Genomic DNA, 22,379 nt, shown 5'->3' on the forward strand with positions numbered 1-22,379 from the left:
ATTTCGGCTTCCACGATCGGATCGTTCATCGCTGCTCCGTCCTGCTGCGTCGGGGACCTGACACGACAAGGCTCGTTGAGGACTGAGCAGTTCGCTATCGGGAAGGGCCGACCGGATTCAGCCGCCGGAACCGTCGCATCCGATTTCAACGTGTTCAACATCCGCGGCGCGGCAGCCCATGGCGGCTCCCTTCGAGGCCGTGTTCCACTCGAGGCAGCGGCGTTCTTCCCCTCTTCCCACGCCCAGTCCGTGCCGGCGGCTCTTCGGCTGCCTCATAGGCAAGGAGCTGTTCATGTCCGATCAGCAGTTCCGTGCTGCCCTCGAAGCGGCGTACCGCATCGGCGGCAAGGACCCCACCGACACCTTTCTCGCGGCGCTCGCGGAGCTGAGCCCCGCGCTCGGCCGCCACATCGTCACGTACATCTACGGCGATCTGCATCAGCGGCCCCAGTTCAGCACGGCGGAGCGCGAGTTGATGACGCTGGTGGTGCTGGCGACGCTGGGCGGTTGCGAACGGGAAATCGCCCTGCACGCCGGCGTCGGACTCGACGCCGGTCTCGCCGCTGACCAGATCGTCGAGGCCTTCGTGCACGTCGGCGCCTACGCGGGCACCCCGCGCGCGGTCAACGCCGTACTCGCCGTCCGCCGAACACTCGCCGAGCGCGGACTGCTGCCCGTGCCGGACCCGGCCGGCCCGCCGCTCTGAGGAGAGCCGACCCGCCCTTCCAGCAGAGAGAAGACGCGCCCGATGACCCCTCGCGCAGCCTTCCTGTTTCCCGGACAAGGTGCCTATCTGCCCGGGATCCTCACCCGGACAGCTCCCGAAGTACCGTCGGTCCAGGGAGTGTTGGAGGAGATCGACGAAGCCGCAGGCACCGATCCGGCGTCCGGTGTCACCCATCTCCTCACCGACACCGGCGCGCCCCCGCCCCCCGTGCCCCTCGCGCGGAGCCCTCTGCAACTCGACCTGGCCCTGTTCGCCGGTGCCCTGGCCGCGTACCACGTCATCCGCGCCATGGGCGTGCGGCCCGATGTGCTGGCCGGGCACAGCTTCGGGGAGCTCGCCGCGCTGACCGCGTCCGGAGCGCTGACGCTCCAGGACGCGACGCGGTTCATCGTCACGAGGGACGTGGCCTTCCGTAAGGCCGCCCCGCCGGCCGGCGGCATGCTCGCCGTGCCGCTCGACGGCCGGCGCACCGCCCATCTGGTCGGGCTCCTCGACGACCCCACGCTGACGCTGGCAGTGGAGAACGGCCCGGACGACTGCGTCGTGTCCGGGCCCGCCGACGCCCTGGCCCGAGCGGTCCGGGTGAGCCGGGCCCTGGGCATCGACACCGCTGAGGTCCCCGCCGCGTACCCCTTCCACAACCCGGTACTGCGCGACGTGGCGGACGAACTCGCCCACCGCACCGCCGAATGGACGGTCTCCGAACCCCGTACAGCCGTGTTCTCGGCCGCCCTCGGAGGCCGGATCACCACAGAGTCCGAGGTCCGGCTGCTCGCCGCCCAGCACCTCGTGCGCCCTGTCCTGTTCTACGACGGACTCCGGCAGCTGCACCGGGACGGCATCCGGACCTTTGTCGAGTGCGGACCCCGCACCCTGCTCACCCGGCTGGTCAAGGCGGCCCTGCCGCCGGGCGTGACGACGGTGGCGCCCCTGGACCGGCGCCGCACGCCGGCAGAGGTGGCCGCGGCCCTCGACGGGGCGTCGCTGCCCGCTGCGTGGCCGGCCGGCGGTGCCACATCATGACGGGCCTGTACGAGGGGCAGCCTGCCCACGCGCCGCCGGACACGGACCCGGTGGCGGTCGTCGGTATGGGCGTCGTCGTACCGGGCGCCGACAGCCCCGAAGCGCTGTGGCGTCAACTCCAGGCGCCATCACCCGTGTTCACGGAACCCGGCCCTCGCTTCGACCTCGCACAGTTCTGGTCCGACGACCCTGCCGCCGCCGACCGCAGTTACTCCCCGCTCGGCGGGTACCTGCACGATTTCGTACCGTCCCCCCAACTCGCCCCGTGGGCCCCGGGGGAGCGCGATCCGGCCGCGGTGTGGTTGCGGCATGTGCTGGTGCAGGCCCGTTCCGCACTGCCCTCCGCGCACCGCACGGACGGCGGAGCGGACGGCGGGCCACGCACCGGCGTGTACATCGGAGCCTGGCCCGGCGGGCTCCCCGGACCGGCCGAGACGCATGTCCTGGAAGCGACCGTCGCAGCCGTGGGCCGCGCGCTGGGCGCACAGGACGCGCAGGCCGTGCGGGCGGCGCTGTCCGCCCACTACCGGCATGCGCATCCGGACGGTGCACGGACGCGTCCGACAGCGATCGTCCGCAGCGCGCTGGAAGGGATCGTCGACGATCCCACCGAGCTCATGGTGGTGGACACCGCGTGCTCCTCCGCGCTGTACGCGATCGATCTGGGGACCAAGGCGCTCCTGTCAGGAGCCTGCGACGTGGCGTACTGCGGCGGTGTTCTCGCCCTGGCGCCGGCCAACGGCGTCTTCTTCGGCAAACTGCGCGGCCTGTCCCCGACCGGCCGCGTCCGCTCCATGGACCGGACGGCGGACGGCACCCTGTTCAGCGACGGCGCCGGCATGGTCGTCCTGAAAAGGCTGTCCCGCGCACGTGCGGACGGCGACCGGGTGCTCGCTCTCCTGGCCGGCTTCGGCGGGGCCACGGACGGCCGCGGCACCTCTGTCTTCGCGCCGAACCCGGCCGGTCAGCGGCGCGCCGTCGAACGCGCCCGCGCCGTCAACGCGCTGGGTCCGTACGACATCCGGTGGGTCATCGCGCACGCCACCGGCACCCCCGCCGGTGACCTGGCCGAGCTGCGGATGCTCTCCGCACTCGCACCCGCGGACGGTCACGTCTGCACCAGCAACAAAGGGGTCGTGGGCCACACCGGCTGGGCGGCCGGCGCAGTCTCGCTCATCCACGCGATCCTGGCGCTGCACCACCAGGAGATTCCCCCTCAGCACTCCTTCGGCGGCTTGCCGGACGCCGTCGCCGACGCCCGACTGACCATCCCGGATGAGCCGCTGACCTTTCGTCCCGGCCCACGTGACGCTCGTACGGTGGGTGTTTCGGCCTTCGGTTTCGGCGGGACGAACGGTCACCTCCTGGTCCGTGAACCACCCCCGGCCGACCGGCCCACGCCCCTGCGGCTGCGCTCGTCGTCGCCACGGAGCGATGATGCGGCCGTGCTCGTCGGATGGAGCGCTCTGCTTCCCGGCGCACCCGGCCGTCGCGAGGTCGAGGCGTGGCTGCGCGGAACGGGCAAGGCGCCCCAGACGGTCTTCCCCCGTCCGTACCCGCTGCCGGACTTCACCGCCGTGCGCATGCCGCCGAGGACGATGCGCGGCATCGACCCCTGTCATCTCATGGCGATCGAGTCGGCGAACCAGCTGGCCGCCGAGTACGGCGCACTCTGGGACGGCCTACGGGAACGTACGGGCGTCATCGGCGCATACACCGGCCTTCCCCTGTCCCTCGCCCGGCTGTCCCTGCGCTGCTACGCGGACGACACCCTCGCCGCCCTGGAACGGGCGGGCCTGCCGCCCCGGGTGCTCCGGGCGGCGCGTGAGTGGAGCGACGCGGTGCGGAGCACCGTGCCGCCGCCGAGCGAGGACAGTCAGGCGGGGGTGATGCCGGGCGTCATGGCCTCGCGGATCGCGGCGCACGTGGACCTGCACGGCCCTTCCCTGACCGTCGACGCGGGTCCCGACTCCGCCCGGGCCGCACTCCACGTGGCCGAGCGGCTGCTGGCCACCGGCGAACTGGAGCTCGCGCTCGTGTCCGCGGTCGCCCCGCAGCCCCTGTCGCTGCCCGCCGACGGGGCCCGCGGCCAGGCTGAAGGAGCGTTCCTCCTCGCCGTCACGTCGGCGCGTACCGCCCGCGCACACGGCTGGGACGCCCTGGCACGTGTGGATCGGGCACCGGAGCAGGGCGGACTCCCGGCCGGAGCGGAGGCCTACGAAGGGCTGGGCGCGGCCATCGCGCTGCTCGGCGCCGCCACGCACGTTGGCTGATCACACGAAGATCCCCGGCAACCCCTGGGTGATCCGCCCGGGCGGCGGATCGTTCAGGTCATGGGAGAATGAAGTACGTGCGTTTTGCCTCGGCACACCTGCTCGAGGTCCCCTCCGATCGACTGGGATGTTCTGCACGTGCGTTTCCTCAATGACATCAAGCCGCCGTACGACCTCACGTACGACGATGTGTTCATGGTGCCGAGCCGCTCCGCCGTCGGCTCCCGGCAGGGTGTGGACCTCTCGTCCCCGGACGGCACGGGCACCACGATTCCGCTGGTCGTCGCCAACATGACCGCGATCGCCGGGCGCCGTATGGCCGAGACCATCGCCCGCCGCGGCGGGCTCGTGGTCATCCCGCAGGACATTCCGATCGAGGTCGTCACCGACGTCATCTCCTGGGTCAAGACGCGCCACCACGTGCTCGACACCCCGATCATCCTGGCTCCGACCCAGACCGTCGCCGACGCCCTCGCGCTCCTCACCAAGCGCGCGCACAACGCCGGTGTCGTCGTCGACGAGGACAACAAGCCCATCGGTGTCGTCACCGACCAGGACCTGACCGGCGTGGACCGCTTCACCCAGCTGTCCGAGGTCATGTCCAAGGATCTGCTGCTCCTCGACGCGGACATCGACCCGCGCGAGGCCTTCAACAAGCTGGACAACGCCAACCGGCGCTACGCCCCGGCCGTGGACAAGGACGGCAAGCTCGCCGGCATCCTGACCCGCAAGGGCGCGCTGCGCGCGACCCTGTACTCGCCGGCCGTCGACGCCAAGGGCGGGCTGCGGATCGCCGCGGCCGTCGGCATCAACGGTGACGTCGCGGGCAAGGCCAAGCAGCTGCTCGACGCCGGTGCGGACACGCTCGTCATCGACACCGCGCACGGCCACCAGGAGTCGATGATCGAGGCGATCAAGAAGGTGCGGGCGCTCGACCCGCAGGTTCCGATCGTCGCGGGCAACATCGTCGCCGCCGAAGGCGTCAAGGACCTCATCGATGCCGGCGCCGACATCATCAAGGTCGGTGTCGGTCCCGGCGCCATGTGCACCACCCGCATGATGACCGGTGTGGGCCGCCCGCAGTTCTCCGCGGTGCTCGAGTGCGCCGCCGAGGCCAAGAAGTACGGCAAGCACGTCTGGGCCGACGGCGGCGTCCGTCACCCGCGTGACGTCGCCATGGCGCTGGCCGCCGGTGCGTCCAACGTCATGATCGGCTCCTGGTTCGCCGGTACGTACGAGTCGCCGGGCGACCTGCACGAGGACGCGCACGGCAAGCTCTACAAGGAGTCCTTCGGCATGGCCTCCGCGCGTGCCGTGAAGAACCGTACGTCCGAGGAGTCCGCCTACGACCGTGCCCGCAAGGCGCTGTTCGAAGAGGGCATCTCCACCTCGCGCATGTACCTGGACCCGCAGCGTCCGGGCGTCGAGGATCTGATCGACTCGATCATCGCCGGTGTCCGCTCCTCCTGCACCTACGCCGGTGCGGGCTCCCTCGCGGAGTTCGAGGAGAAGGCCGTCGTCGGCATCCAGTCGGCCGCCGGTTACGCGGAGGGCAAGCCGCTGCACGCCAGCTGGAGCTAGTCCGCGGGCTCCGGTCCGGTGGGAGCCCGACCCGTAGCACCTCTGTTCACGGGCCCGATCGTCTCCGTACGGTCAGGGCCGTGGTACGTCCAGCTCTCGCCGCAGGCCGCGCGCTCGCCGTGCTCGACTACTTCGCGGCGCACCCCGAACAGTCGTACACGCTGAGCGAGTTGAGCGACGCGCTCGACATCAACCTCGCCTCGCTGCTCTCCGTGCTCCAGGCGCTCACCGACGCCGGCTATCTCGCGCGCCATCCGCGGCGCAAGACGTACGGCCTCGGGATGTCGGTGGTGGCGGTGGGGCACGCGGCCCTGACCCGGCACCGGGTCGTCGACCGGGCCCGCGGCGAACTACGGTCCCTGGCCGCCGCGTCGGGTGCCCAGTACGTGGTCAGCGCGGTCGCGGGCGACAGCATCGTGATCCTGGCCGTCGAGGGGCGGGGGCGGGCGCCCGACGTGTGGGCGGGGATGCGGCTGCCGTTGCTGCCTCCGGTCGGCCAGGTGTTCCTCGCCTGGTCGGGCGCGGGTTCGGGGGAGATACGGCGCTGGCTCGACCGTACGTCCGTGGGCGCTCCGCTGACCGGCCATCTGGACACGGCGATGGCGGTGGTACGGGAGCGGGGCTGGTCCGCGAACCGTGACACCCTCGCGCGGCGGGCCCTGGGCGAGGCCCTGGCCCAGCTGGCGGACGCGCCGAGAAGTGAGGAACTACGCTCCCACGTGGCCCAGTTGGTGGTGTCGCTCGGCGACGACTACGAGCTGCTGACGGTGGAGCCGGGGGAGCGGTACCGGCTGACGACCCTGTCGGCGCCTGTCTTCGATCAGCACGGTGCGGTGGCGCTCGCGCTCACGGCGACCGGCCTGCCGGAAATCGACGGCGTACGGGTCCGTGAACTGGCCGGACAACTCACCGTGGTGGCGGGCGTGTTGGGTGCGGAGATCGGCGGGAGGCCACCGGTACTGTCGGCCGGGTGAAGATCATCGCCTGCCGCGCCGAGGACGTCGTACTCCTCGATGAGCACCTGCCGTCCGCCAGTGCCGACTCCCATCACTCCGCCCGCTTCGGGCGGCAGGAGGCGGGAGAGTCGACTTATCTGCTCGCCTGGCGGGACGAGATCCCGGCCGGGCATGCCGAGGTGCGCTGGAACGGGTGCGCGGCGCCGGAAGTGCGGACAGTGGTCGGCGCCTGCCCGGAGATCAACGGGCTTGCGGTGGCGGGGCACTTGAGGTCACAGGGCATCGGCAGCGCCCTCGTCCGCGCCGCCGAGGACCTGGCCCGCGAACGCGGCCTGCCCGCGATCGGTCTCGGTGTCGACGAGACCAATGCGCGGGCGGCGGCGCTGTACGAACGGCTCGGGTACCGGCCCGTCGTGCGGTACGTGGACCGCTGGGCCTATGTGGACCGGGGCGGGCTGCGGGTGGAGTGCGCGGATTCCTGCACGTTCCTGGTCAAGGATCTCCGGCCCTGAAAGGTTCGCGCTGACGTCCACCGTCGGGAGTTCCTCGCCGGTCAGGGTGCATCCGGGCAGCGGACCCTTGAGCGGCTCCGAACCGTCGAGGACGGAGCCGGCCCCATGGGATTCACCTGCCGGTACCGGGCGCCCACCCCCTCAGAGCCGCCGTGACCCCCTCCGCGATCAGCCGGTGCCCCTCATCGCCGGGATGGACGCCGTCGACGAGATGCTCCGCGCCGATCAGCCGCGCGCCCGGGAGTATCCGAAGGTGCTTGTCGGGCGTGTCCGTCACCGCGCGCTCCTGGGCGGCCCGAAGGCCGCTGAGGGTCGCGCCGAGGGCATTGGGGGAGTGCTCGGCGTCCGGGCGTACGACCGGCGAGACGACCAGGACCGGGACGTCCGGGTGGGCGGCCCGCACGAGGCCCAGGAACGCGCGCGTCGTCTCGTACAGGAGCTCGGCCGAACTCGGCGTACGGCTCCAGCAGTTGGTGCCGAAGGCCAGGGTGATCACAGCGGCGGGCAGGGAGGCGAGCTGCTGTGCCGAGGCGAGTTCACCGCGTGCGGCTCCCGCGTAGCCGAGGTTGACGGCGTCCAGGCCGAGCGCCCGTCCGACGCGGGCCGGCCAGGCGAGATGGGGGCGCGAGGTGGTCCAGCCCTCACTGATCGAGTCGCCGTGGACCAGCCAGCGCGGGCGGGCGGGAGCCGGACGCAGCGAACCGCCCACCGGGCGGATCTCGTGCACCACCGGCCGCAGCACCTCCGGCAGATGGAGCGTGAACTCCCCGTCCAGCGCGGCCTCCAGGCGTACGACCTGGTCCTGCCCCGCCTGCGCGGCGGCCTCCGCCACCACCTTCTCGCCGCTCAGCAGCGTGAACACGGGCGCGATGGCGCGATACGAGTCGGCGAGCAGCGGCGGCCCACCGGAGTACCCCACCTCCACCGCCGAGCAGCCCTGGGCCACGAACTCGCACCGCACCCCGGCCGGCACCGTCGCCCGCTCCCAGGTGTCCAGGGGCAGACGGTCCCGGTCGGCGGGATCCGCGCGTACGGGAGCGCCGTCCCCGGAGAGCCAACTCACCCCGCGCAGCCACTCGTTCACTTCGCACCGCCGATCGTCGGATACGGGAACTTCACGCCCACCCCGCCGTCCACCACCAGCGTCTGACCCGTGACGTACGAAGACAGCGGGGAGGCGAGGAAGAGCAGCGCGGAGGCGATGTCGGAGGTCTCGGCGACCCGGCCGAGCGGGGCGTTGGCCGCGTTGCGGGCGCGGCCCTCCGCCCCCAGCAGACCGGCCACGCGCGGGGTCCAGACGACGCCCGGCGCCACGGCGTTGACGCGGACACCGCGCGCGCCGTACTCCACCGCCGCCGAGCGGACCAGGGAGACAAGACCCGCCTTCGCCGCGCCGTACGCCGCGTGCAGCGGCGCCGCGGTCAGGCCGGAGACCGAGGCCACGAACGCCAGCGGTCCGCCGCCCGACGCGGCCACCGCCTCGGCCCCGTACTCGATGGCGAGCCGGGCGTGGCGCAGCACGATGTCGAAGTGCCAGTCCCACTCCTCGTCGTCCAGGTCCGCGAGCGCCTTGTAACGGGCCATGCCCACGATGTCCACGACACCGTGCACGGCTCCCAACTCCCTTATGGAATCGGCGAAGAGCTCACGGACGGCGTCCCGCCGGGTCACATCCGCCGTACAGGCGAGCGAGCCCGTCTCGGCCGCGACCGCCTCGGCCCGTTCCTTGTCGATGTCCACGCAGACCACGCGCGCGCCCGATGCGGTGAGCGCGTGCGCGGTCTGCCGTCCGATGCCGTTGCCCGCCCCGAGCAGGACGAAGCCACGGCCGTCCAGGCGCGAAAGCGCCGGATAGTCGGGAACGGGGGAGTCGTCGAGAGGACTCCCGGGCCCCGGGCCCGCCCCCGCGGTCGCTCCCGCCCCCGCGCTCGCCCCCGCGCTCGCTCCCGCCCCCGCGCTCGCCCCCGCGCTCGCCCCCGCACCGGCACCGGCGCCGGCGCCGCTCATGCCGGCCGCCCTGGCTGGTAGGCGGCGAGCTCCGGAATGACTTCCTTGCCCAGGATCTCGATGGTCCGCAAGATCTCCTGGTGCTCCAGGTAGCCCCACTGGACGTAGCAGATCAGCTGGTCGATACCGAGGTCCGCGTAGTGCTTGGCCTTGCGGATCACGGTCTCCGCGTCGCCGATCAGGATCATGTCGCCGTCGTTGAACTCCCGCACCGGGACGTTCCCTTCGAGGATCGGCGTCAGGAACGGGAAGGTCCGCTCGCGCTCCTCGGGCGAGAGATGGGGCAGCTCCCAGTCGAGCGTGAACTGGGCCAGGTTGCTGTACCACCAGGCCACCGAGTCCCAGACGCGCTGCGACGGCTTGTCCGCGACATGGACGAGGGTGTACGCGCTGACGCGGTTCGTCGTGACGTCCGTGAGCGGGGTGGGGTGCAGGGCCGCCTGGCGGTACGCCCCGACCTGCTGGGCCATCTTCTCCAGCGGCTGCATGATCGAGAACGAGAGCAGGCCCATCCCGGCCTGGCCCGCCACCTCCGCCGAACCCGCCGAGGTCGCCGCCATCCAGGCCGGCGGATGCGGATCCTGTACGGGCTTCGGCGTGACCATGCGGCGCGGGAACGAGAAGCGCGGGGAGTCGTAGGAGAAGTACTCCTCGCGCCACATCCCCGTGACGATCTCGATCGCCTCGCGCCAGTCCGCCCGCGACTGCTCGCGGTCCACGCCGAACGCCGTCTGCTCCATCGGCGTCGAGCGCCCGGTGCCCCACTCGACCCGGCCGCCGGACAGGATGTCGACCGCCGCGACCTTCTCGGCGATGCGCTGCGGGGGCGTGAACCCGAAGGGCGTCAGGGTCACGCCGAAGCCGAGGCGTATCCGCTCGGTCAGCGCCGCCAGGTGGCCGAGCAGCACCTCCGGCGCCGGACAGTGCGAGCGGCCCTCGCGGAAGTGGTGCTCGACCGCCCAGACGGTGCGGAAGCCCACCCGGTCCGCGAGGCGTATCTGCTCGACGGCCTCGCGGTAGGCGCGCTGCTCGGCCTCGCGCTGGCCGTAGGGGTGCGGCCCGTTCCAGGGCTTGGGCACATCGATCTCGTACAGGACATCCAGATCCATCCGGGCCACTCCTCCATCTTTTCGAGATGCCGGTTTTCGAAATGCCGAAAGATGCCGCGCTCGGGCGGCGAGGAGGATGAGCGAGCCCGGCGGATGTGTCAATGCTCACAGCGGCACGGGCTGTCGAGTGGCGGCGCGCAACGAACTGCCGTATTCCGGACGGAAACGCCGGAATCTTTCCCTCCGGTCGTCGATTCGCTGCGTTACGCAAGTGAATGCGTCACCCCGTATGGTCTTGCGGTCCCCCACAGCCCACCGAGGAGTCCCAAGGTGTCCGTCGCGCCGCCCCCTGCCACCGGCCAGTCCCTGATCGGCAGTCTGATGCGCCGTAAGCCGGTCGAGCGTCTGGTCGCCGAAGGAGGTCATGGCGAAGGCGGCGGACTGCGCCGCACCATGGGCATGTGGCAGCTGACGATGATCAGCATCGGTGCCACCCTCGGCACCGGCATCTTCGTGGTGCTCGGCGAGGCGGTGCCCAAGGCCGGCCCCGCCGTCACGCTGTCCTTCGTGATCGCCGGGCTGACGGCGCTGTTCTCGGCCCTCTCGTACGCCGAGCTGGCCGGCACCATCCCCGTCGCCGGCTCCTCGTACTCCTATGCGTACGCAACGCTGGGCGAAGTCATCGCCTGGATCTGCGGCTGGTGTCTGATCCTCGAGTACGGCGTCTCGATCGCGGCGGTGGCCGTCGGCTGGGGCGAGTACCTCAACGAATTCCTCGACGGCACCATCGGCGTGACGATCCCGGACGCGCTCGCCTCGCCGCCCGGCGACGGTGGCGTGATCAATCTGCCTTCGCTGATCCTCGTCCTGCTCGCGGGTGTCGTCCTGCTCGGCGGCTCCAAGGAGTCCGCCCGGGTCAACGCCATCATGGTCGGCGTGAAGATCGCGGCCCTGCTGCTCTTCTGCGCGGTCGGCCTGACCGGCTTCCAGTCCGGCAACTACGAGGACTTCATGCCGCTGGGCATGGCCGGTGTCAGCGGCGCTGCCGCGACCCTGTTCTTCTCGTACATCGGCTTCGACGCCGCCTCCACCGCCGGCGAGGAGGCGAAGAACCCCCAGCGCGATCTGCCCCGCGCGATCCTGCTCTCGCTCGGCATCGTCACCGCCCTGTACGTCCTGGTCGCCTTCGTGGCCATCGGCGCGCGGCCCTGGGAGGGCTTCACCGACACCGAGGCCACCCTCGCCGCGATCATGAACGAGGTCACCGGCCAGACCTTCTGGGGCACGGTCCTCGCGGGCGGAGCGGTGATCGCCATCGCGTCCGTCGTGCTCGCGGTGCTCTACGGACAGACCCGCATCCTCTTCGCGATGTCCCGCGACGGACTGGTCCCCAAGTCCTTCGCCAAGATCCACGCGCGCACCGGCGTCCCGCGGATCAACACGATCTGGGTCTCGCTGTTCTGCGGTGTGCTCGCCGCCGCCATCCCGCTCGGCGAACTGGCCGACGCCACCAGCATCGGCACGCTCTTCGCCTTCGCCCTGGTCAATGTCTCGGTCCTGGTGCTTCGCCGGACCCGGCCGAATCTCCACCGCACCTTCCGGGTGCCCTTCGCTCCGCTGTTCCCGCTGATCGGCTTCGGTCTGTGCGTGTGGATGATGGTGTCGCTGCGGGCCATCACCTGGACGGTGTTCGGCCTGTGGATGGCCGTCGGCCTCGCGATCTACTTCGCGTACGGCCGCAGCCGCTCGCGTCTGGCCGTGGAGGCGGCCGGCGCCCCTGCGACCGAGGAGAAGTGACCCGCCCGCCGTGCTGAACGAGCTCGATGAACGCATCGTCCACGCCCTGGCCGAGGACGCCCGGCGCTCCTTCGCCGACATCGGCCAGCTGGTCGGCCTGTCCGCGCCCGCGGTGAAGCGGCGGGTCGACCGGCTGCGGGCGAGCGGTGCGATCACCGGGTTCACGGTGCGGGTCGACCCGTCGGCGCTCGGCTGGCAGACCGAGGGCTTCGTCGAGATCTACTGCCGCAGCCAGACCTCTCCCGACGCGATCCGCGCGGGACTCGAGCGCTATCCGGAGATCGCCTCCGCGTCGACCGTGACGGGGGAGGCGGATGCGGTGGTGCAGATCTTCGCCGCCGATATGCGGCACTTCGAGCAGGTCCTCGAGAAGATCGCGGGGGAGCCGTTCGTGGAGCGCACGAAGTCGGTGCTCGTGCTGTCGCCGCTGCTGCGTCGGTACTCCTCGGGGGCGCCGCGGTAGGGGCGGCGGACTTCAGGTCGCCTCCGGTACGGGTGGGCACAGCTGGGGAAACTTGTGCGCAACGAATCGCCGCCAGAGCCCCCTTTCGCGCAACAAACAGCACGGCAATGCGCAATGGACGCGTCTTGTCGCGGTCCGGCGCGTGAACGTACCTTCAAGGCGTCCCCACAGCACCTTCCGTACCACCGAGGTCCGCCCATGCCGCCGTTGCGCACCGCCCTGCTCCAGAACTCCGGAACTCCCGGCGATGTGCAGGCCAATCTGGCGCTCCTCGCCGAGACCGCGGAGCGCGCCGCCGCCGTCGGCGCGGGTCTGCTGATCTGTCCGGAGATGTTCCTGACCGGGTACGCGATCGGCGAGGACGTCTCACGTCTCGCCGAGCCCGCCGACGGTCCCTGCGCGCAGACCGTCGCCGCGACCGCCGCCCGCCACGGCCTCGCGATCGTCTACGGCTACCCCGAACGCGACGGCGAGCACGTTTATAACGCCGCGCGCCTCGTCGGTCCGGACGGCACCGCGCTCGCCGACTACCGCAAGACCCATCTGTTCGGCGGCTTCGAGCAGCAGCACTTCACCGCGGGCGACAAAACCGTCGTGCAGGCCGAACTCGGCGGCCTGCGGGTCGGGATCATGATCTGTTACGACGTGGAGTTCCCCGAGAACGTCCGGGCGCACGCGCTCGCCGGCACGGACCTCCTCCTGGTGCCGACCGCGCAGATGCACCCCTTCCAGTTCGTCGCCGAATCGCTCGTACCGGTGCGGGCCTTCGAGAACCAGATGTACGTGGCGTATGTGAACAGGGCCGGCGCGGAAGGCGAGTTCGAGTTCGTGGGCCTGTCCACGCTCGTCGGTCCCGACGGCATCGCCCGCACCCGGGGCGGGCGCGGCCCGGAGCTCCTCTTCGCCGATGTGGACCCGGAGTTCCTCGCCGCCTCGCGCGCCGAGAACCCCTATCTGCGTGACCGGCGCCCGGGCCTCTACGGCTCCCTGATCTGACCCTGCCTCGCCTGCTCCGACCCCTGCCTCCCCTCTGCAGCACCCTTCCCCGCAAGGAGTCCGTACCCCATGACGTCCACGGTGCCCACCGCCGTCCAGCACACCTCGGCGACGCAGCCGCCGATCACGATGTTCGGTCCGGACTTCCCGTACGCGTACGACGACTTCCTCGCGCACCCGGCGGGTCTCGGCCAGATACCGGCGACCGAGCACGGACAGGAGGTCGCCGTCATAGGCGGCGGTCTGTCCGGCATCATCGCCGCGTACGAGCTGATGAAGATGGGCCTCAAGCCCGTCGTCTACGAGGCCGACCAGATCGGCGGACGGCTGCGCACGGTCGGGTTCGAGGGCTGCGACCCCGAACTCACCGCCGAGATGGGCGCGATGCGCTTCCCGCCCTCCTCGACCGCGCTGCAGCACTACATCGACCTGGTGGGCCTGGAGACGAAGCCGTTCCCCAACCCCCTTGCGGAGTCCACCCCTTCGACGGTCGTCGACCTCAAGGGCGAGTCGCACTACGCCACTTCGGTGGACGATCTGCCGCAGGTCTACCGGGACGTGATGAACGCCTGGAACGCCTGTCTGGAGGAGGGCGCCGACTTCTCCGCCATGAACCGCGCCCTGCGCGAGCGCGACATCCCCACGATCCGCAGGATCTGGGCGCAGCTGGTCGAGAAGCTCGACAACCAGACCTTCTACGGCTTCCTCTGCGACTCCGAGTCCTTCAAGTCCTTCCGGCACCGCGAGATCTTCGGCCAGGTCGGCTTCGGTACCGGCGGCTGGGACACCGACTTCCCCAACTCCATCCTGGAGATCCTGCGGGTCGTCTACACCGAGGCCGACGACCACCACCGCGGCATCGTCGGCGGCAGCCAGCAGCTGCCGCTCAGGCTCTGGGAGCGCACCCCCGAGAAGATCCTCCACTGGGGCTACGGGACCTCGCTGAGCTCCCTGCACGAGGGCGGCGAGCCGCGTCCCGCCGTGACCCGGCTGCACCGCACCGCCGGCAACCGGGTCACCGTGACGGACGCGAGCGGCGACATCCGTACCTACCGTGCCGCGGTCTTCACCGCGCAGTCCTGGATGCTGCTCTCGAAGATCGCCTGCGATGACTCGCTCTTCCCGATCGACCACTGGACGGCGATCGAGCGCACGCACTACATGGAGTCCTCGAAGCTGTTCGTGCCGGTCGACCGGCCGTTCTGGCTGGACAAGGCCGTCGACGGCCAAGGCAACGCGACGGGACGCGACGTCATGTCGATGACCCTCACCGACCGTATGACGCGCGGTACTTACCTGCTCGACAACGGCCCCGACAAGCCCGCCGTCATCTGCCTCTCGTACACCTGGTGCGACGACAGCCTCAAGTGGCTGCCGCTGTCCGCGAACGAGCGGATGGAGGTCATGCTGAAGTCGCTCGGCGAGATCTACCCGAACGTCGACATCCGCGGCCACATCATCGGCAACCCGGTCACCGTCTCCTGGGAGAACGAGCCCTACTTCATGGGCGCGTTCAAGGCCAACCTGCCGGGCCACTACCGCTATCAGCGGCGTCTGTTCACGCACTTCATGCAGGACCGCCTGCCGGACGACAAGCGCGGGCTCTTCCTGGCCGGCGACGACATCTCGTGGACGGCCGGCTGGGCCGAAGGCGCCGTACAGACCGCGCTCAACGCCGTGTGGGGCGTCATGCACCAGTTCGGCGGCGCCACCGACCCGGCCAACCCCGGGCCCGGCGACCTCTTCGACGAGATCGCGCCGGTGGAGCTGCCCGAGGACTGACCGGGTCCCGGCGAAGGATCAGATCCCGGACGCGGCCACGGCTTCGTACACCGCGGCCGCCCGGTCCTTCAGCTCCTCGCCGTCGCGGGCACCGTTCTGCAGATCGAAGAAGTAGGTGCCCGGGACGACCCGCGCATGCGCGGCGAGGTCCTCGACGAGCTGATCGAGGCTGCCCTGGAAAGGCTCGCGGTCGTCACCCTCGTACGGCTTGTCGAGAAGGCGGGCGTTGACGCGGACGGTCACGTCGACCGGCCGCTCGCGCCCGTGCTCGGCTGCCATGTCCCGCACCCCCTGCCAGGCCGCGGCCAGTTGGGGTGCGCCCATCGCGATCGGCATCCAGCCGTCCGCGCGCCGCACCAGGCGCCGCGTCGCGCGCGGGCTGAACGCCGGGAGGTGGACAGGGATGGGACGGACCGGTTTGGGGCCGACCTCGGACGGCACGATCTGCGTCAGCTCACCTTCGTAGGAGACCGGATCGGGGCCCCAGACGGCGGCGCATACATCGAGCAGCTCGTCGAGAACCTGTCCGCGCCGGGAGAACGGGGCGACGCCCTGGGCCGCGTACTCGTCATGTGCCCAGCCGGTGCCCAGGCCCGCCACCACCCGGCCGCCGCTCGCACGGTCCAGTGTGGCGAGCGCGCGGGCCAGTTCGAACGGGACGTGCAGCGGGGCGACCAGGACGCTGGTGCCCAGCTTTACGCGTTCGGTCACCGCGGCCGCGAGGCTGAGGGAGACCAGTGGTTCGGCGACCGAACGGTACGCGTCGGGCCAGGGCAGTCCTTCGATTCCGGCCAGGCCCTGCCGCATGGGTGTCGGGAACAGCACCCGCTCGAACACCCAGACACTCTCGTAACCGATGTCCTCCGCGGCCCGTGCCACCGCGGGGATGTCGCGGCCGATGTCGAACTGCTTCATCTGCGGGAGCGAAAGACCGAGCCGGATCGCCATACCTGACCTCCTGGTGGATGTGCCGCTCACAACGCGGCGGCCGTACCGCCTATTTCACCGGACGCCGTCGTCCGAGGTCAGCGCCACGGGGTCAGCAGACACCGCCCCACCAGACCGACACCCGCATCCATCCGCTGGGTGAACTCCTCGGCCAGCTCCGGCAGTTCACGCAGCCCCCACAGCACCCGTGCCGCCGACCATGCCGCGTCCCGCGCGCGCTCCAGACTCCAGGAGCCGAGCAGATGCGTCAGCGGATCGGCCACCTGGAGCAGATCGGGACCGGGCATCAGCTCCTCGCGGATGCGCTCCTCCAGCGCCACGAGGATCTCGCCGACACGGTCGAACTCGTCCTCGATCATGCGGGGTTCGCAGTCGAGGCTACGACAGGTGTCCACGACGGCCAGGGCGAGATCGTGGCCGATGTGCGCATTGATGCCCGAGAGCGCGAACTGCAGCGGTCGTACGCCGCGATGGCCCCGGTACTGGAACAGCGGCCGCCAGCACGCGGGTGGACGGCTGCCTTCCGCCGCGGCGTCGACGACGTCCAAGTAGCGTCCGGCGAAACGGATATCGAGCGTCTGTGCGGCTACGACGTCGGGGAACTCGCCACCGCGCAGACGCGTGTCGATCTCCTCGGTCACCGCCAGATACACCCGGTTGAAGACGGCCACGCCATCCGTCTGCGGCCACCGGGCGTCCAGGGCGCGCATCCGCGCCGCGACGGCCGTGACATGGGGGGTGTCTGCTGTGAACTGACCGGTCTGCGCCATGCACGCAGCGTCCCAGCCGTAGGCTGCGGGGAGGTCCGCCGGGCCGGGAGCTTCGCCGGATCGGGGGAACGGGGCGCCCGCGGGCCGGGTAAGGGAACAGAAATGGTGGGGGGAAGAGCGACGTGCAAGGCGTACGCGCGCAGCGCCGGGCCGAACGCGCCGAGCGCAGACGGACACATCTGCGCCATGGCATGGCCGCCGCGGCCTCGCTGGTCGTGGTGATCGGCACGGTCACCGGCGTGCTGGCCGACGGCGGGGGAACGGCGGACGAGGCCGGGCCCAAGGAGACCCGGGTGCCGAGGCTGGAGCCGCTGCCCGCGGTCCCCACACCTTCCGCGTCCGCGAGCCCGTCGAAGTCCCCGAAGCCGTCCACGTCGCCGTCGAAGAAGCCGCGAACGAAGGCACCCAAGGGGAAGGCGCAGTCCTCCGTGTCCAGCGGGCTCTATCTGCACGGCCAGTCCCAGGTGCTCGACTGGGTGCGGGCCAACCGTGACGACCCCCGCCGGCCCCAGATTGAGGCGCAGATAGCCGACCGTCCGGCCGCCGTCTGGTTCGCCGACTACAGCCCCGACACGATCACCTCCCGGGTACGGGCCGTGACCTCGGGCGCCTCGGCACGCGGCCAGGTGCCCACGGTGGTGGCGTACGGCATCCCGGACCGGGACTGCGGCGGGCACTCGCAGGGCGGGGCGCCCGATCTGGGGGCGTATGACGCGTGGATCCAGAAGTTCGCGGCGGGGCTCGGCTCATCCGACGTGATCGTGATACTCGAACCCGACTCGCTGGCCCAGTTCGAGTGTCTCGACGCGGGGCAGCGCAGTGCGCGCTTCGCCTCGCTGGCACGCGCGGGCCGCACCCTGAAGGCGGCCAATCCCCGGGCGCGGGTCTACTACGACGCGGGCCACTCCGGCTGGAACTCCGCGGCGAAACAGGCCTCCGCGCTGCGGCAGGCGGGCGCCGCCTCGGCGGCCTCGTCGGACGGCATCTTCACGAACGTCTCGAACTTCCACCGCACGGACGACGAAGTCGCCTACGCGCAGTCCGTCCTGAACGCGCTCGGCGGCCCGTCCGGTCTCGGCGCCGTGATCGACACCAGCCGCAATGGCAACGGACCGCCGCCCGCCGGCGAGTGGTGCGATCCGGCGGGCCGCAAACTCGGCCGCCCGCCGACGCTCTCCACCGGCCGGTCCCGGATCGACGCGTATCTCTGGATCAAGCTGCCGGGGGAGTCCGACGGCTGCAAGGGCAAACCCGGCACATTCACGCCGAGTTACGCGTACGACCTGGTGACCGGCGGCTGATCAGCTCTTCCGGTCCGCAGCTGATCAGCTCGTCCGGTCCGGAGCGGGGCTCTCGCCCTCGTACCGCGAAGTGCCCTCGTCGAGCAGCGGTTCGCGGCTCTCCTTCATGTACGCGGGGGCGAACGCCCGCAGTACGTGGTACCCGGTGATGACGACCAGCGTGCCCAGGGCGATCCCGCTGAGCTCGAAGGTGTCCGTGAACTTCAGGCTGACCCCGCCGGTGCCGATGATGATGCCCGCCGCGGCCGGCACGAGATTGAGCGGATTGCGCAGATCGACCCGGGAGTTGATCCAGATCTGCGCACCGAGCAGACCGATCATGCCGTAGAGGATCACGGTGATGCCGCCGAGCACACCGCCCGGGATCGCGGCGACGATCGCGCCGACCTTGGGGCACAGTCCGAAGAGCAGGGCGAAGAGCGCCGCGGCCCAGTAGGCGGCCGTCGAGTAGACGCGGGTCGCGGCCATGACGCCGATGTTCTCCGCGTACGTGGTGTTCGGCGGGCCGCCGACGGCGGTGGAGAGCATCGACGCGGCGCCGTCCGCGGAGATCGCGGTGCCCAGCTTGTCGTCGAGGTTGTCGCCGGTCATCTCGCCGACCGCCTTGACGTGCCCGGCGTTCTCGGCGATCAGGGCGATCACCACGGGCAGCGCCACAAGGATCGCGGACCATTCGAAGGACGGGCCGTGGAAGCTCGGCAGGCCGATCCAGTCCGCCTTGCCGACCGCCGACAGATCGAGCCGCCAATGGTCGGTGGGCGCGCCGCCGCCGACCACCGAGTTGATCTTCCCGAAGACTCGGTCGAAGCCCCAGGAGATCGCGTATCCGAAGATCAGGCCGAGGAAGATCGCGATACGGGCCCAGAAACCGCGCAGGCACACCACGGCCAAACCGGTGAACAGCATCGTCAGGAGGGCCACCCACTGGTCCTGCGGCCAGTACGTCGACGCGGTCACCGGCGCCAGGTTGAACCCGATCAGCATGACCACCGCGCCGGTCACCACCGGCGGCATCGCGGCATGGATGATCCGCGCCCCGAACTTCCGTACGGCGAGGCCCACCAGGAACAGTGCGGCACCCACCACGAGCACCGCTCCCGTGACCGTGGCGCTGCTGCCGCCCTGCGCCCGGATGACGGCCGCGACACCCACGAACGACAGCGAACAGCCCAGGTAGCTGGGCACCTTGCCGCGGGTCGCGAGCAGGAAGATGACCGTCGCGACACCCGACATCATGATCGCGAGGTTGGGGTCGAGACCCATCAGGACGGGCGCGACGAACGATGCCCCGAACATCGCCACCACATGCTGCGCACCCAGACCGAAGGTGCGCGGCCAGGTGAGCCGTTCGTCGGGGCGGACCACCGCGCCGGGCGCCGGGGTGCGCCCGTCGCCGTGCAGGGTCCAGCGGACGCCGAGATTCATGGTGGGTGGTCTCTTTCCTCGCGCGGAGCCGTGATGATCTCCGCAATGCTAAGGCGCCGCACATGTGTGCTCTTCTCGACGATGTGTCGGGAACGACGCAGGTGGCGGGGTGCGCGACCGTTCGCAACGACCGAACGAAGGAAACGTTGCGTAATTGGCTGGATCCGGTGAGTGGCGAAAATACTTTTCAGAGGTGTGGACCGCTGGGGCTGCTCGTCAGGGCGCCCTTGGCCCGCTTCGGCGCCTGAACGGATCTCGCCACCTTTCACAGGCTCCCCACATCTCCCACCCCCGGCACTCCACTATGTGATCCGACAGAGCGGGACACACAGGGGCGACTGCCACACCTGGCCTCCCGCAGTGGGAAAGGGACATGTCGTACGGGAGTCGGCACGCCCCTTCCGGGGAGGGATCCATTCCGCAATGAACCGCAAGCTGCGCAGAGCCGCACTCGCCCTGACCACGGCGTCGCTGGCCCTGGCAACCGTCACACCCCTCGAAGCCGCGGCCGCCGACCCCGTACCGCGCATCGATCTGAAGATCCTGGTCGTGAGCGACGGCGGCCCCGCGACGGCCGCGATCGCCGCCGAACTCGACGGCGCCGGCACGCCCTACACGCTCGTGGACCTCGGCCGCGCCGACCGTCCTGCCATCAATGCCGCCTTCCTTTCGGACACCGTCTCCGGGCGGCCCCGCGCCAAGTTCCAGGCGGTCGTGCTGCCGAACGACAACCCGTTCGGTGAGGGCTCGGCCGAGATGGCCGCGCTCGCCACGTACGAGAAGAAGTTCGCGATCCCGCAGGTCGACGCCTACACCTACGCCCGTCCCGAGGTGGGACTCGACTACCCGGTGAACGGTGGCTACAGCGGATCGCTGGACGGCGCGAAGGCACAGGTGACCGCCGCAGGCAAGGCCGGTCCTTTCGGCTATCTCGACGGCGCCGTGCCCTTCGAGGACAACTCGCCGACGGTGGGCGAGAGTTACGCCTTCGCGGCCAAGCCCCTCGCGGGCGCCGACTTCACCTCGTACGTCGAGGTGCCGCTGCCGCAGAGCCAGGAGCGCGGCACCATCGTCGGCGAGTACCGGCACGACGGCCGGCGCGAACTGGTCGTGTCCTTCGTCTACAACCAGCACCAGCAGCAGTACCGGCTGCTCGCGCGCGGCATCGTGGGGTGGATGACCCAGGGCGTCCATCTGGGCCTGAACCGCAACTACTTCGCCGTGCACGTCGACGACGTCTTCGGCGCCGACGACCGCTGGGACAGCGCGCTCAACTGCACCCCCGGCGACGTCGACTGCCAGCCGGGGCAGGGCGTACCGCGGCCGATCCGGATGACGGCCGACGACGCGCGGTACGCGGCCCAGTGGTCCACGGAGCGGAAGTTCACGCTCGACATGGTCTACAACGGCGGCGGCAGCGTCCGGTACAAGGCGGAGAACGGCGGCAGCGACCCCCTCGCCCAGCAGCTGCTCGCCGACAAGGCCCGCTACCGCTGGGTCAACCACACCTACGACCACCCCTATCTCGGGTGCGTACAGGACGTCTCCGTGGTGCCCTGGGTGTGCGCCAAGAACGCCGACGGCAGCGTCAAGTACGTGACCCGGTCGGTGATCGCCGCGCAGATCCGCGACAACCGGAACTGGGCGGTGAACGCCGGACTGTCGCTGCAGAGCGACGAGTTGGTGACCGGCGAGCACTCCGGCCTCAAGACGCTCCCGCAGCAGCCCGCGGACAATCCGAACCTCGCGGGCGCCCTCTCGGACACCGGCATCCGCAGCCTCGCGTCGGACAACTCGCGCGAACGGCAGCAGCGCACCCTCGGACCCGCCACGACCGTGCCGCGCTATCCGATGAACGTCTTCTACAACGCGGCCCGCGCCGCCGAGCAGATCGACGAGTACAACTGGATCTACACCCGCAAGGCGGACGGCGGCAGCGGCATCTGCGAAACCGCCGCCAACACCACCTGCCTGGAAGCGCCGTTGGACCCCGTCACCGGGTACACGGACTACATCGTGCCGCTGGAGACACGGATCGCGTTGTCCCACGCACTCGCCAACGACCCGCGCCCGCACTTCATCCACCAGTCGAACCTGGCCGAGGACCGCATCGCCTACCCGGTCCTGAACGCGATCATCGCCGCGTACGAAGGCCTCTACGCGGACAGCGCACCGCTGGTGAACCTGCGCCAGAAGGACATCGGCGCGGAACTGACCGAGCGCGCGGCCTGGGACACGGCCGTGCGGGCGGGCCGGATCACCGCCTACCGGATCGGCAACACCGTCACCGTGCAGGCCCCGGCCGGGGTGAAGACCACCGCGACCATGCCGGCCGGCACCCGGCAGAACCTGCTCCTTGGCACCGCCCCGTTCGGCACGGCCTACGCGGGCTCGCTGTCCGGACGCGTCTCACCGGCCCTGCTGCAGACCCAGATCACCCTCACCGTGCCGGGGACGGCGACCACCGCCCTGACCACGGAAGCGGCCCGGCCCGTGGCCGAACCGGCCGGTGAGCTGCCGGCGCCCAAGGGCGTCCGCCGGCACGTTCCGTACGGCGTGACGCGCTGACGACGCCGCCCGTGAGGGCGGCACCGCCTCTACGAACTGCCCGTACGACCTGTAGGAACCGGCCGTACGACCCGTACGACCTGTACGAACCGGCCGTACGACCCGTACGACCCGTACGAGTCGCTCGATCCGTTCCGACGCACCAGCGGTCCTGGTGCCGGGAGACCCGCCGCTCCCGGCACCGGCCGTATCGCACGCCTG

At 70.7% G+C, this 22,379-nt stretch carries 18 protein-coding genes; 12 read left to right on the forward strand and 6 right to left on the reverse strand.

Annotation, left to right across the window (positions count from 1 at the left end; translation table 11 throughout):
• Window positions 1–292: 292 nt before the first annotated feature.
• From JAO81_RS12645 to JAO81_RS12670, 6 genes are all read left to right on the forward strand, one after another.
• Complete coding sequence (locus JAO81_RS12645) at window positions 293–706, forward strand: carboxymuconolactone decarboxylase family protein (RefSeq protein WP_199547916.1); 414 nt, start codon at window positions 293–295, stop codon at window positions 704–706.
• Between the two features lie 42 nt (window positions 707–748).
• Window positions 749–1,750 (forward strand): ACP S-malonyltransferase, encoded by a 1,002-nt coding sequence (locus JAO81_RS12650; RefSeq protein WP_199547917.1) that lies wholly within the window; start codon window positions 749–751, stop codon window positions 1,748–1,750.
• On the forward strand, window positions 1,747–4,023 hold the full coding sequence (locus JAO81_RS12655; RefSeq protein WP_199547918.1) for a beta-ketoacyl synthase N-terminal-like domain-containing protein: 2,277 nt from the start codon (window positions 1,747–1,749) through the stop codon (window positions 4,021–4,023). Before JAO81_RS12650 ends, JAO81_RS12655 begins: the two co-directional genes overlap by 4 nt.
• A 138-nt stretch (window positions 4,024–4,161) precedes the next feature.
• Complete coding sequence (locus JAO81_RS12660) at window positions 4,162–5,604, forward strand: GuaB1 family IMP dehydrogenase-related protein (RefSeq protein ID WP_199547919.1); 1,443 nt, start codon at window positions 4,162–4,164, stop codon at window positions 5,602–5,604.
• Between the two features lie 80 nt (window positions 5,605–5,684).
• Complete coding sequence (locus JAO81_RS12665; RefSeq protein WP_199547920.1) at window positions 5,685–6,578, forward strand: IclR family transcriptional regulator; 894 nt, start codon at window positions 5,685–5,687, stop codon at window positions 6,576–6,578.
• A complete protein-coding gene (locus tag JAO81_RS12670) occupies window positions 6,575–7,072 on the forward strand; it encodes a GNAT family N-acetyltransferase (protein ID WP_199547921.1) in 498 nt (165 codons plus the stop codon). The genes JAO81_RS12665 and JAO81_RS12670 overlap by 4 nt, the downstream gene beginning before the upstream one ends.
• A 112-nt stretch (window positions 7,073–7,184) precedes the next feature.
• Here the strand turns inward: JAO81_RS12670 and JAO81_RS12675 are convergent, their stop codons facing one another.
• The 3 genes from JAO81_RS12675 to JAO81_RS12685 are packed head-to-tail and all read right to left on the reverse strand — an operon-like array spanning window position 7,185 to window position 10,188.
• Window positions 7,185–8,156: a GDSL-type esterase/lipase family protein gene (locus tag JAO81_RS12675; protein ID WP_199547922.1), complete on the reverse strand. Its 972-nt coding sequence runs from the start codon at window positions 8,154–8,156 to the stop codon at window positions 7,185–7,187.
• Complete coding sequence (locus tag JAO81_RS12680; RefSeq protein WP_199547923.1) at window positions 8,153–9,079, reverse strand: SDR family NAD(P)-dependent oxidoreductase; 927 nt, start codon at window positions 9,077–9,079, stop codon at window positions 8,153–8,155. Before JAO81_RS12680 ends, JAO81_RS12675 begins: the two co-directional genes overlap by 4 nt.
• On the reverse strand, window positions 9,076–10,188 hold the full coding sequence (locus JAO81_RS12685) for an LLM class flavin-dependent oxidoreductase (protein ID WP_199547924.1): 1,113 nt from the start codon (window positions 10,186–10,188) through the stop codon (window positions 9,076–9,078). Before JAO81_RS12685 ends, JAO81_RS12680 begins: the two co-directional genes overlap by 4 nt.
• Before the next feature lie 321 nt (window positions 10,189–10,509).
• Between JAO81_RS12685 and JAO81_RS12690 the strand changes: the two genes are divergently transcribed.
• The 4 genes from JAO81_RS12690 (at window position 10,510) to JAO81_RS12705 (ending at window position 15,166) form a co-directional block, all read left to right on the forward strand.
• Window positions 10,510–11,925 carry an amino acid permease gene (locus JAO81_RS12690; RefSeq protein ID WP_199547975.1) on the forward strand — a complete coding sequence of 472 codons (1,416 nt, stop codon included), beginning with the start codon at window positions 10,510–10,512 and terminating at the stop codon, window positions 11,923–11,925.
• Between the two features lie 10 nt (window positions 11,926–11,935).
• A complete protein-coding gene (locus tag JAO81_RS12695) occupies window positions 11,936–12,388 on the forward strand; it encodes an Lrp/AsnC family transcriptional regulator (RefSeq protein WP_199547925.1) in 453 nt (150 codons plus the stop codon).
• A 198-nt stretch (window positions 12,389–12,586) separates the two neighbouring features.
• Window positions 12,587–13,384 (forward strand): carbon-nitrogen hydrolase family protein, encoded by a 798-nt coding sequence (locus JAO81_RS12700; RefSeq protein ID WP_199547926.1) that lies wholly within the window; start codon window positions 12,587–12,589, stop codon window positions 13,382–13,384.
• Between the two features lie 69 nt (window positions 13,385–13,453).
• The gene (locus tag JAO81_RS12705) at window positions 13,454–15,166 is read left to right on the forward strand and encodes an NAD(P)/FAD-dependent oxidoreductase (protein ID WP_199547927.1); all 1,713 of its coding nucleotides are present in this window, start codon (window positions 13,454–13,456) and stop codon (window positions 15,164–15,166) included.
• 18 nt (window positions 15,167–15,184) lie between these two features.
• Here the strand turns inward: JAO81_RS12705 and JAO81_RS12710 are convergent, their stop codons facing one another.
• The gene (locus JAO81_RS12710) at window positions 15,185–16,114 is read right to left on the reverse strand and encodes an LLM class F420-dependent oxidoreductase (RefSeq protein ID WP_199547928.1); all 930 of its coding nucleotides are present in this window, start codon (window positions 16,112–16,114) and stop codon (window positions 15,185–15,187) included.
• A gap of 77 nt (window positions 16,115–16,191) precedes the next feature.
• Entirely contained in the window at window positions 16,192–16,884 is a 693-nt protein-coding gene (locus JAO81_RS12715) for a DUF5995 family protein (RefSeq protein WP_199547929.1), read from the reverse strand.
• 191 nt (window positions 16,885–17,075) lie between these two features.
• Between JAO81_RS12715 and JAO81_RS12720 the strand changes: the two genes are divergently transcribed.
• Window positions 17,076–18,185 (forward strand): glycoside hydrolase family 6 protein, encoded by a 1,110-nt coding sequence (locus JAO81_RS12720; RefSeq protein WP_199547976.1) that lies wholly within the window; start codon window positions 17,076–17,078, stop codon window positions 18,183–18,185.
• Between the two features lie 24 nt (window positions 18,186–18,209).
• Here JAO81_RS12720 and JAO81_RS12725 read toward each other — a convergent pair whose 3' ends face one another.
• Complete coding sequence (locus JAO81_RS12725; RefSeq protein ID WP_199547930.1) at window positions 18,210–19,610, reverse strand: uracil-xanthine permease family protein; 1,401 nt, start codon at window positions 19,608–19,610, stop codon at window positions 18,210–18,212.
• Between the two features lie 423 nt (window positions 19,611–20,033).
• Between JAO81_RS12725 and JAO81_RS12730 the strand changes: the two genes are divergently transcribed.
• Window positions 20,034–22,178 (forward strand): hypothetical protein, encoded by a 2,145-nt coding sequence (locus JAO81_RS12730; RefSeq protein ID WP_199547931.1) that lies wholly within the window; start codon window positions 20,034–20,036, stop codon window positions 22,176–22,178.
• The last annotated feature ends 201 nt before the right edge of the window (window positions 22,179–22,379 follow it).

This window comes from Streptomyces sp. N35 (genome assembly GCF_016464295.1).
Taxonomy (GTDB): Bacteria; Actinomycetota; Actinomycetes; order Streptomycetales; family Streptomycetaceae; genus Streptomyces.

What these genes read in the sequence shown, in the direction of transcription:
- JAO81_RS12645 (WP_199547916.1), top strand. Translation starts at nt 293, where the DNA reads ATGTCCGATCAGCAGTTCCGTGCTGCCCTCGAAGCGGCGTACCGCATC.
- JAO81_RS12650 (WP_199547917.1), top strand. Translation starts at nt 749, where the DNA reads ATGACCCCTCGCGCAGCCTTCCTGTTTCCCGGACAAGGTGCCTATCTG.
- JAO81_RS12655 (WP_199547918.1), top strand. Translation starts at nt 1,747, where the DNA reads ATGACGGGCCTGTACGAGGGGCAGCCTGCCCACGCGCCGCCGGACACG.
- JAO81_RS12680 (WP_199547923.1), bottom strand. Translation starts at nt 9,079, where the DNA reads ATGAGCGGCGCCGGCGCCGGTGCCGGTGCGGGGGCGAGCGCGGGGGCG.
- JAO81_RS12685 (WP_199547924.1), bottom strand. Translation starts at nt 10,188, where the DNA reads ATGGATCTGGATGTCCTGTACGAGATCGATGTGCCCAAGCCCTGGAAC.
- JAO81_RS12690 (WP_199547975.1), top strand. Translation starts at nt 10,510, where the DNA reads ATGCGCCGTAAGCCGGTCGAGCGTCTGGTCGCCGAAGGAGGTCATGGC.
- JAO81_RS12700 (WP_199547926.1), top strand. Translation starts at nt 12,587, where the DNA reads ATGCCGCCGTTGCGCACCGCCCTGCTCCAGAACTCCGGAACTCCCGGC.
- JAO81_RS12705 (WP_199547927.1), top strand. Translation starts at nt 13,454, where the DNA reads ATGACGTCCACGGTGCCCACCGCCGTCCAGCACACCTCGGCGACGCAG.
- JAO81_RS12710 (WP_199547928.1), bottom strand. Translation starts at nt 16,114, where the DNA reads ATGGCGATCCGGCTCGGTCTTTCGCTCCCGCAGATGAAGCAGTTCGAC.
- JAO81_RS12715 (WP_199547929.1), bottom strand. Translation starts at nt 16,884, where the DNA reads ATGGCGCAGACCGGTCAGTTCACAGCAGACACCCCCCATGTCACGGCC.
- JAO81_RS12720 (WP_199547976.1), top strand. Translation starts at nt 17,076, where the DNA reads ATGGCCGCCGCGGCCTCGCTGGTCGTGGTGATCGGCACGGTCACCGGC.
- JAO81_RS12725 (WP_199547930.1), bottom strand. Translation starts at nt 19,610, where the DNA reads ATGAATCTCGGCGTCCGCTGGACCCTGCACGGCGACGGGCGCACCCCG.
- JAO81_RS12730 (WP_199547931.1), top strand. Translation starts at nt 20,034, where the DNA reads ATGAACCGCAAGCTGCGCAGAGCCGCACTCGCCCTGACCACGGCGTCG.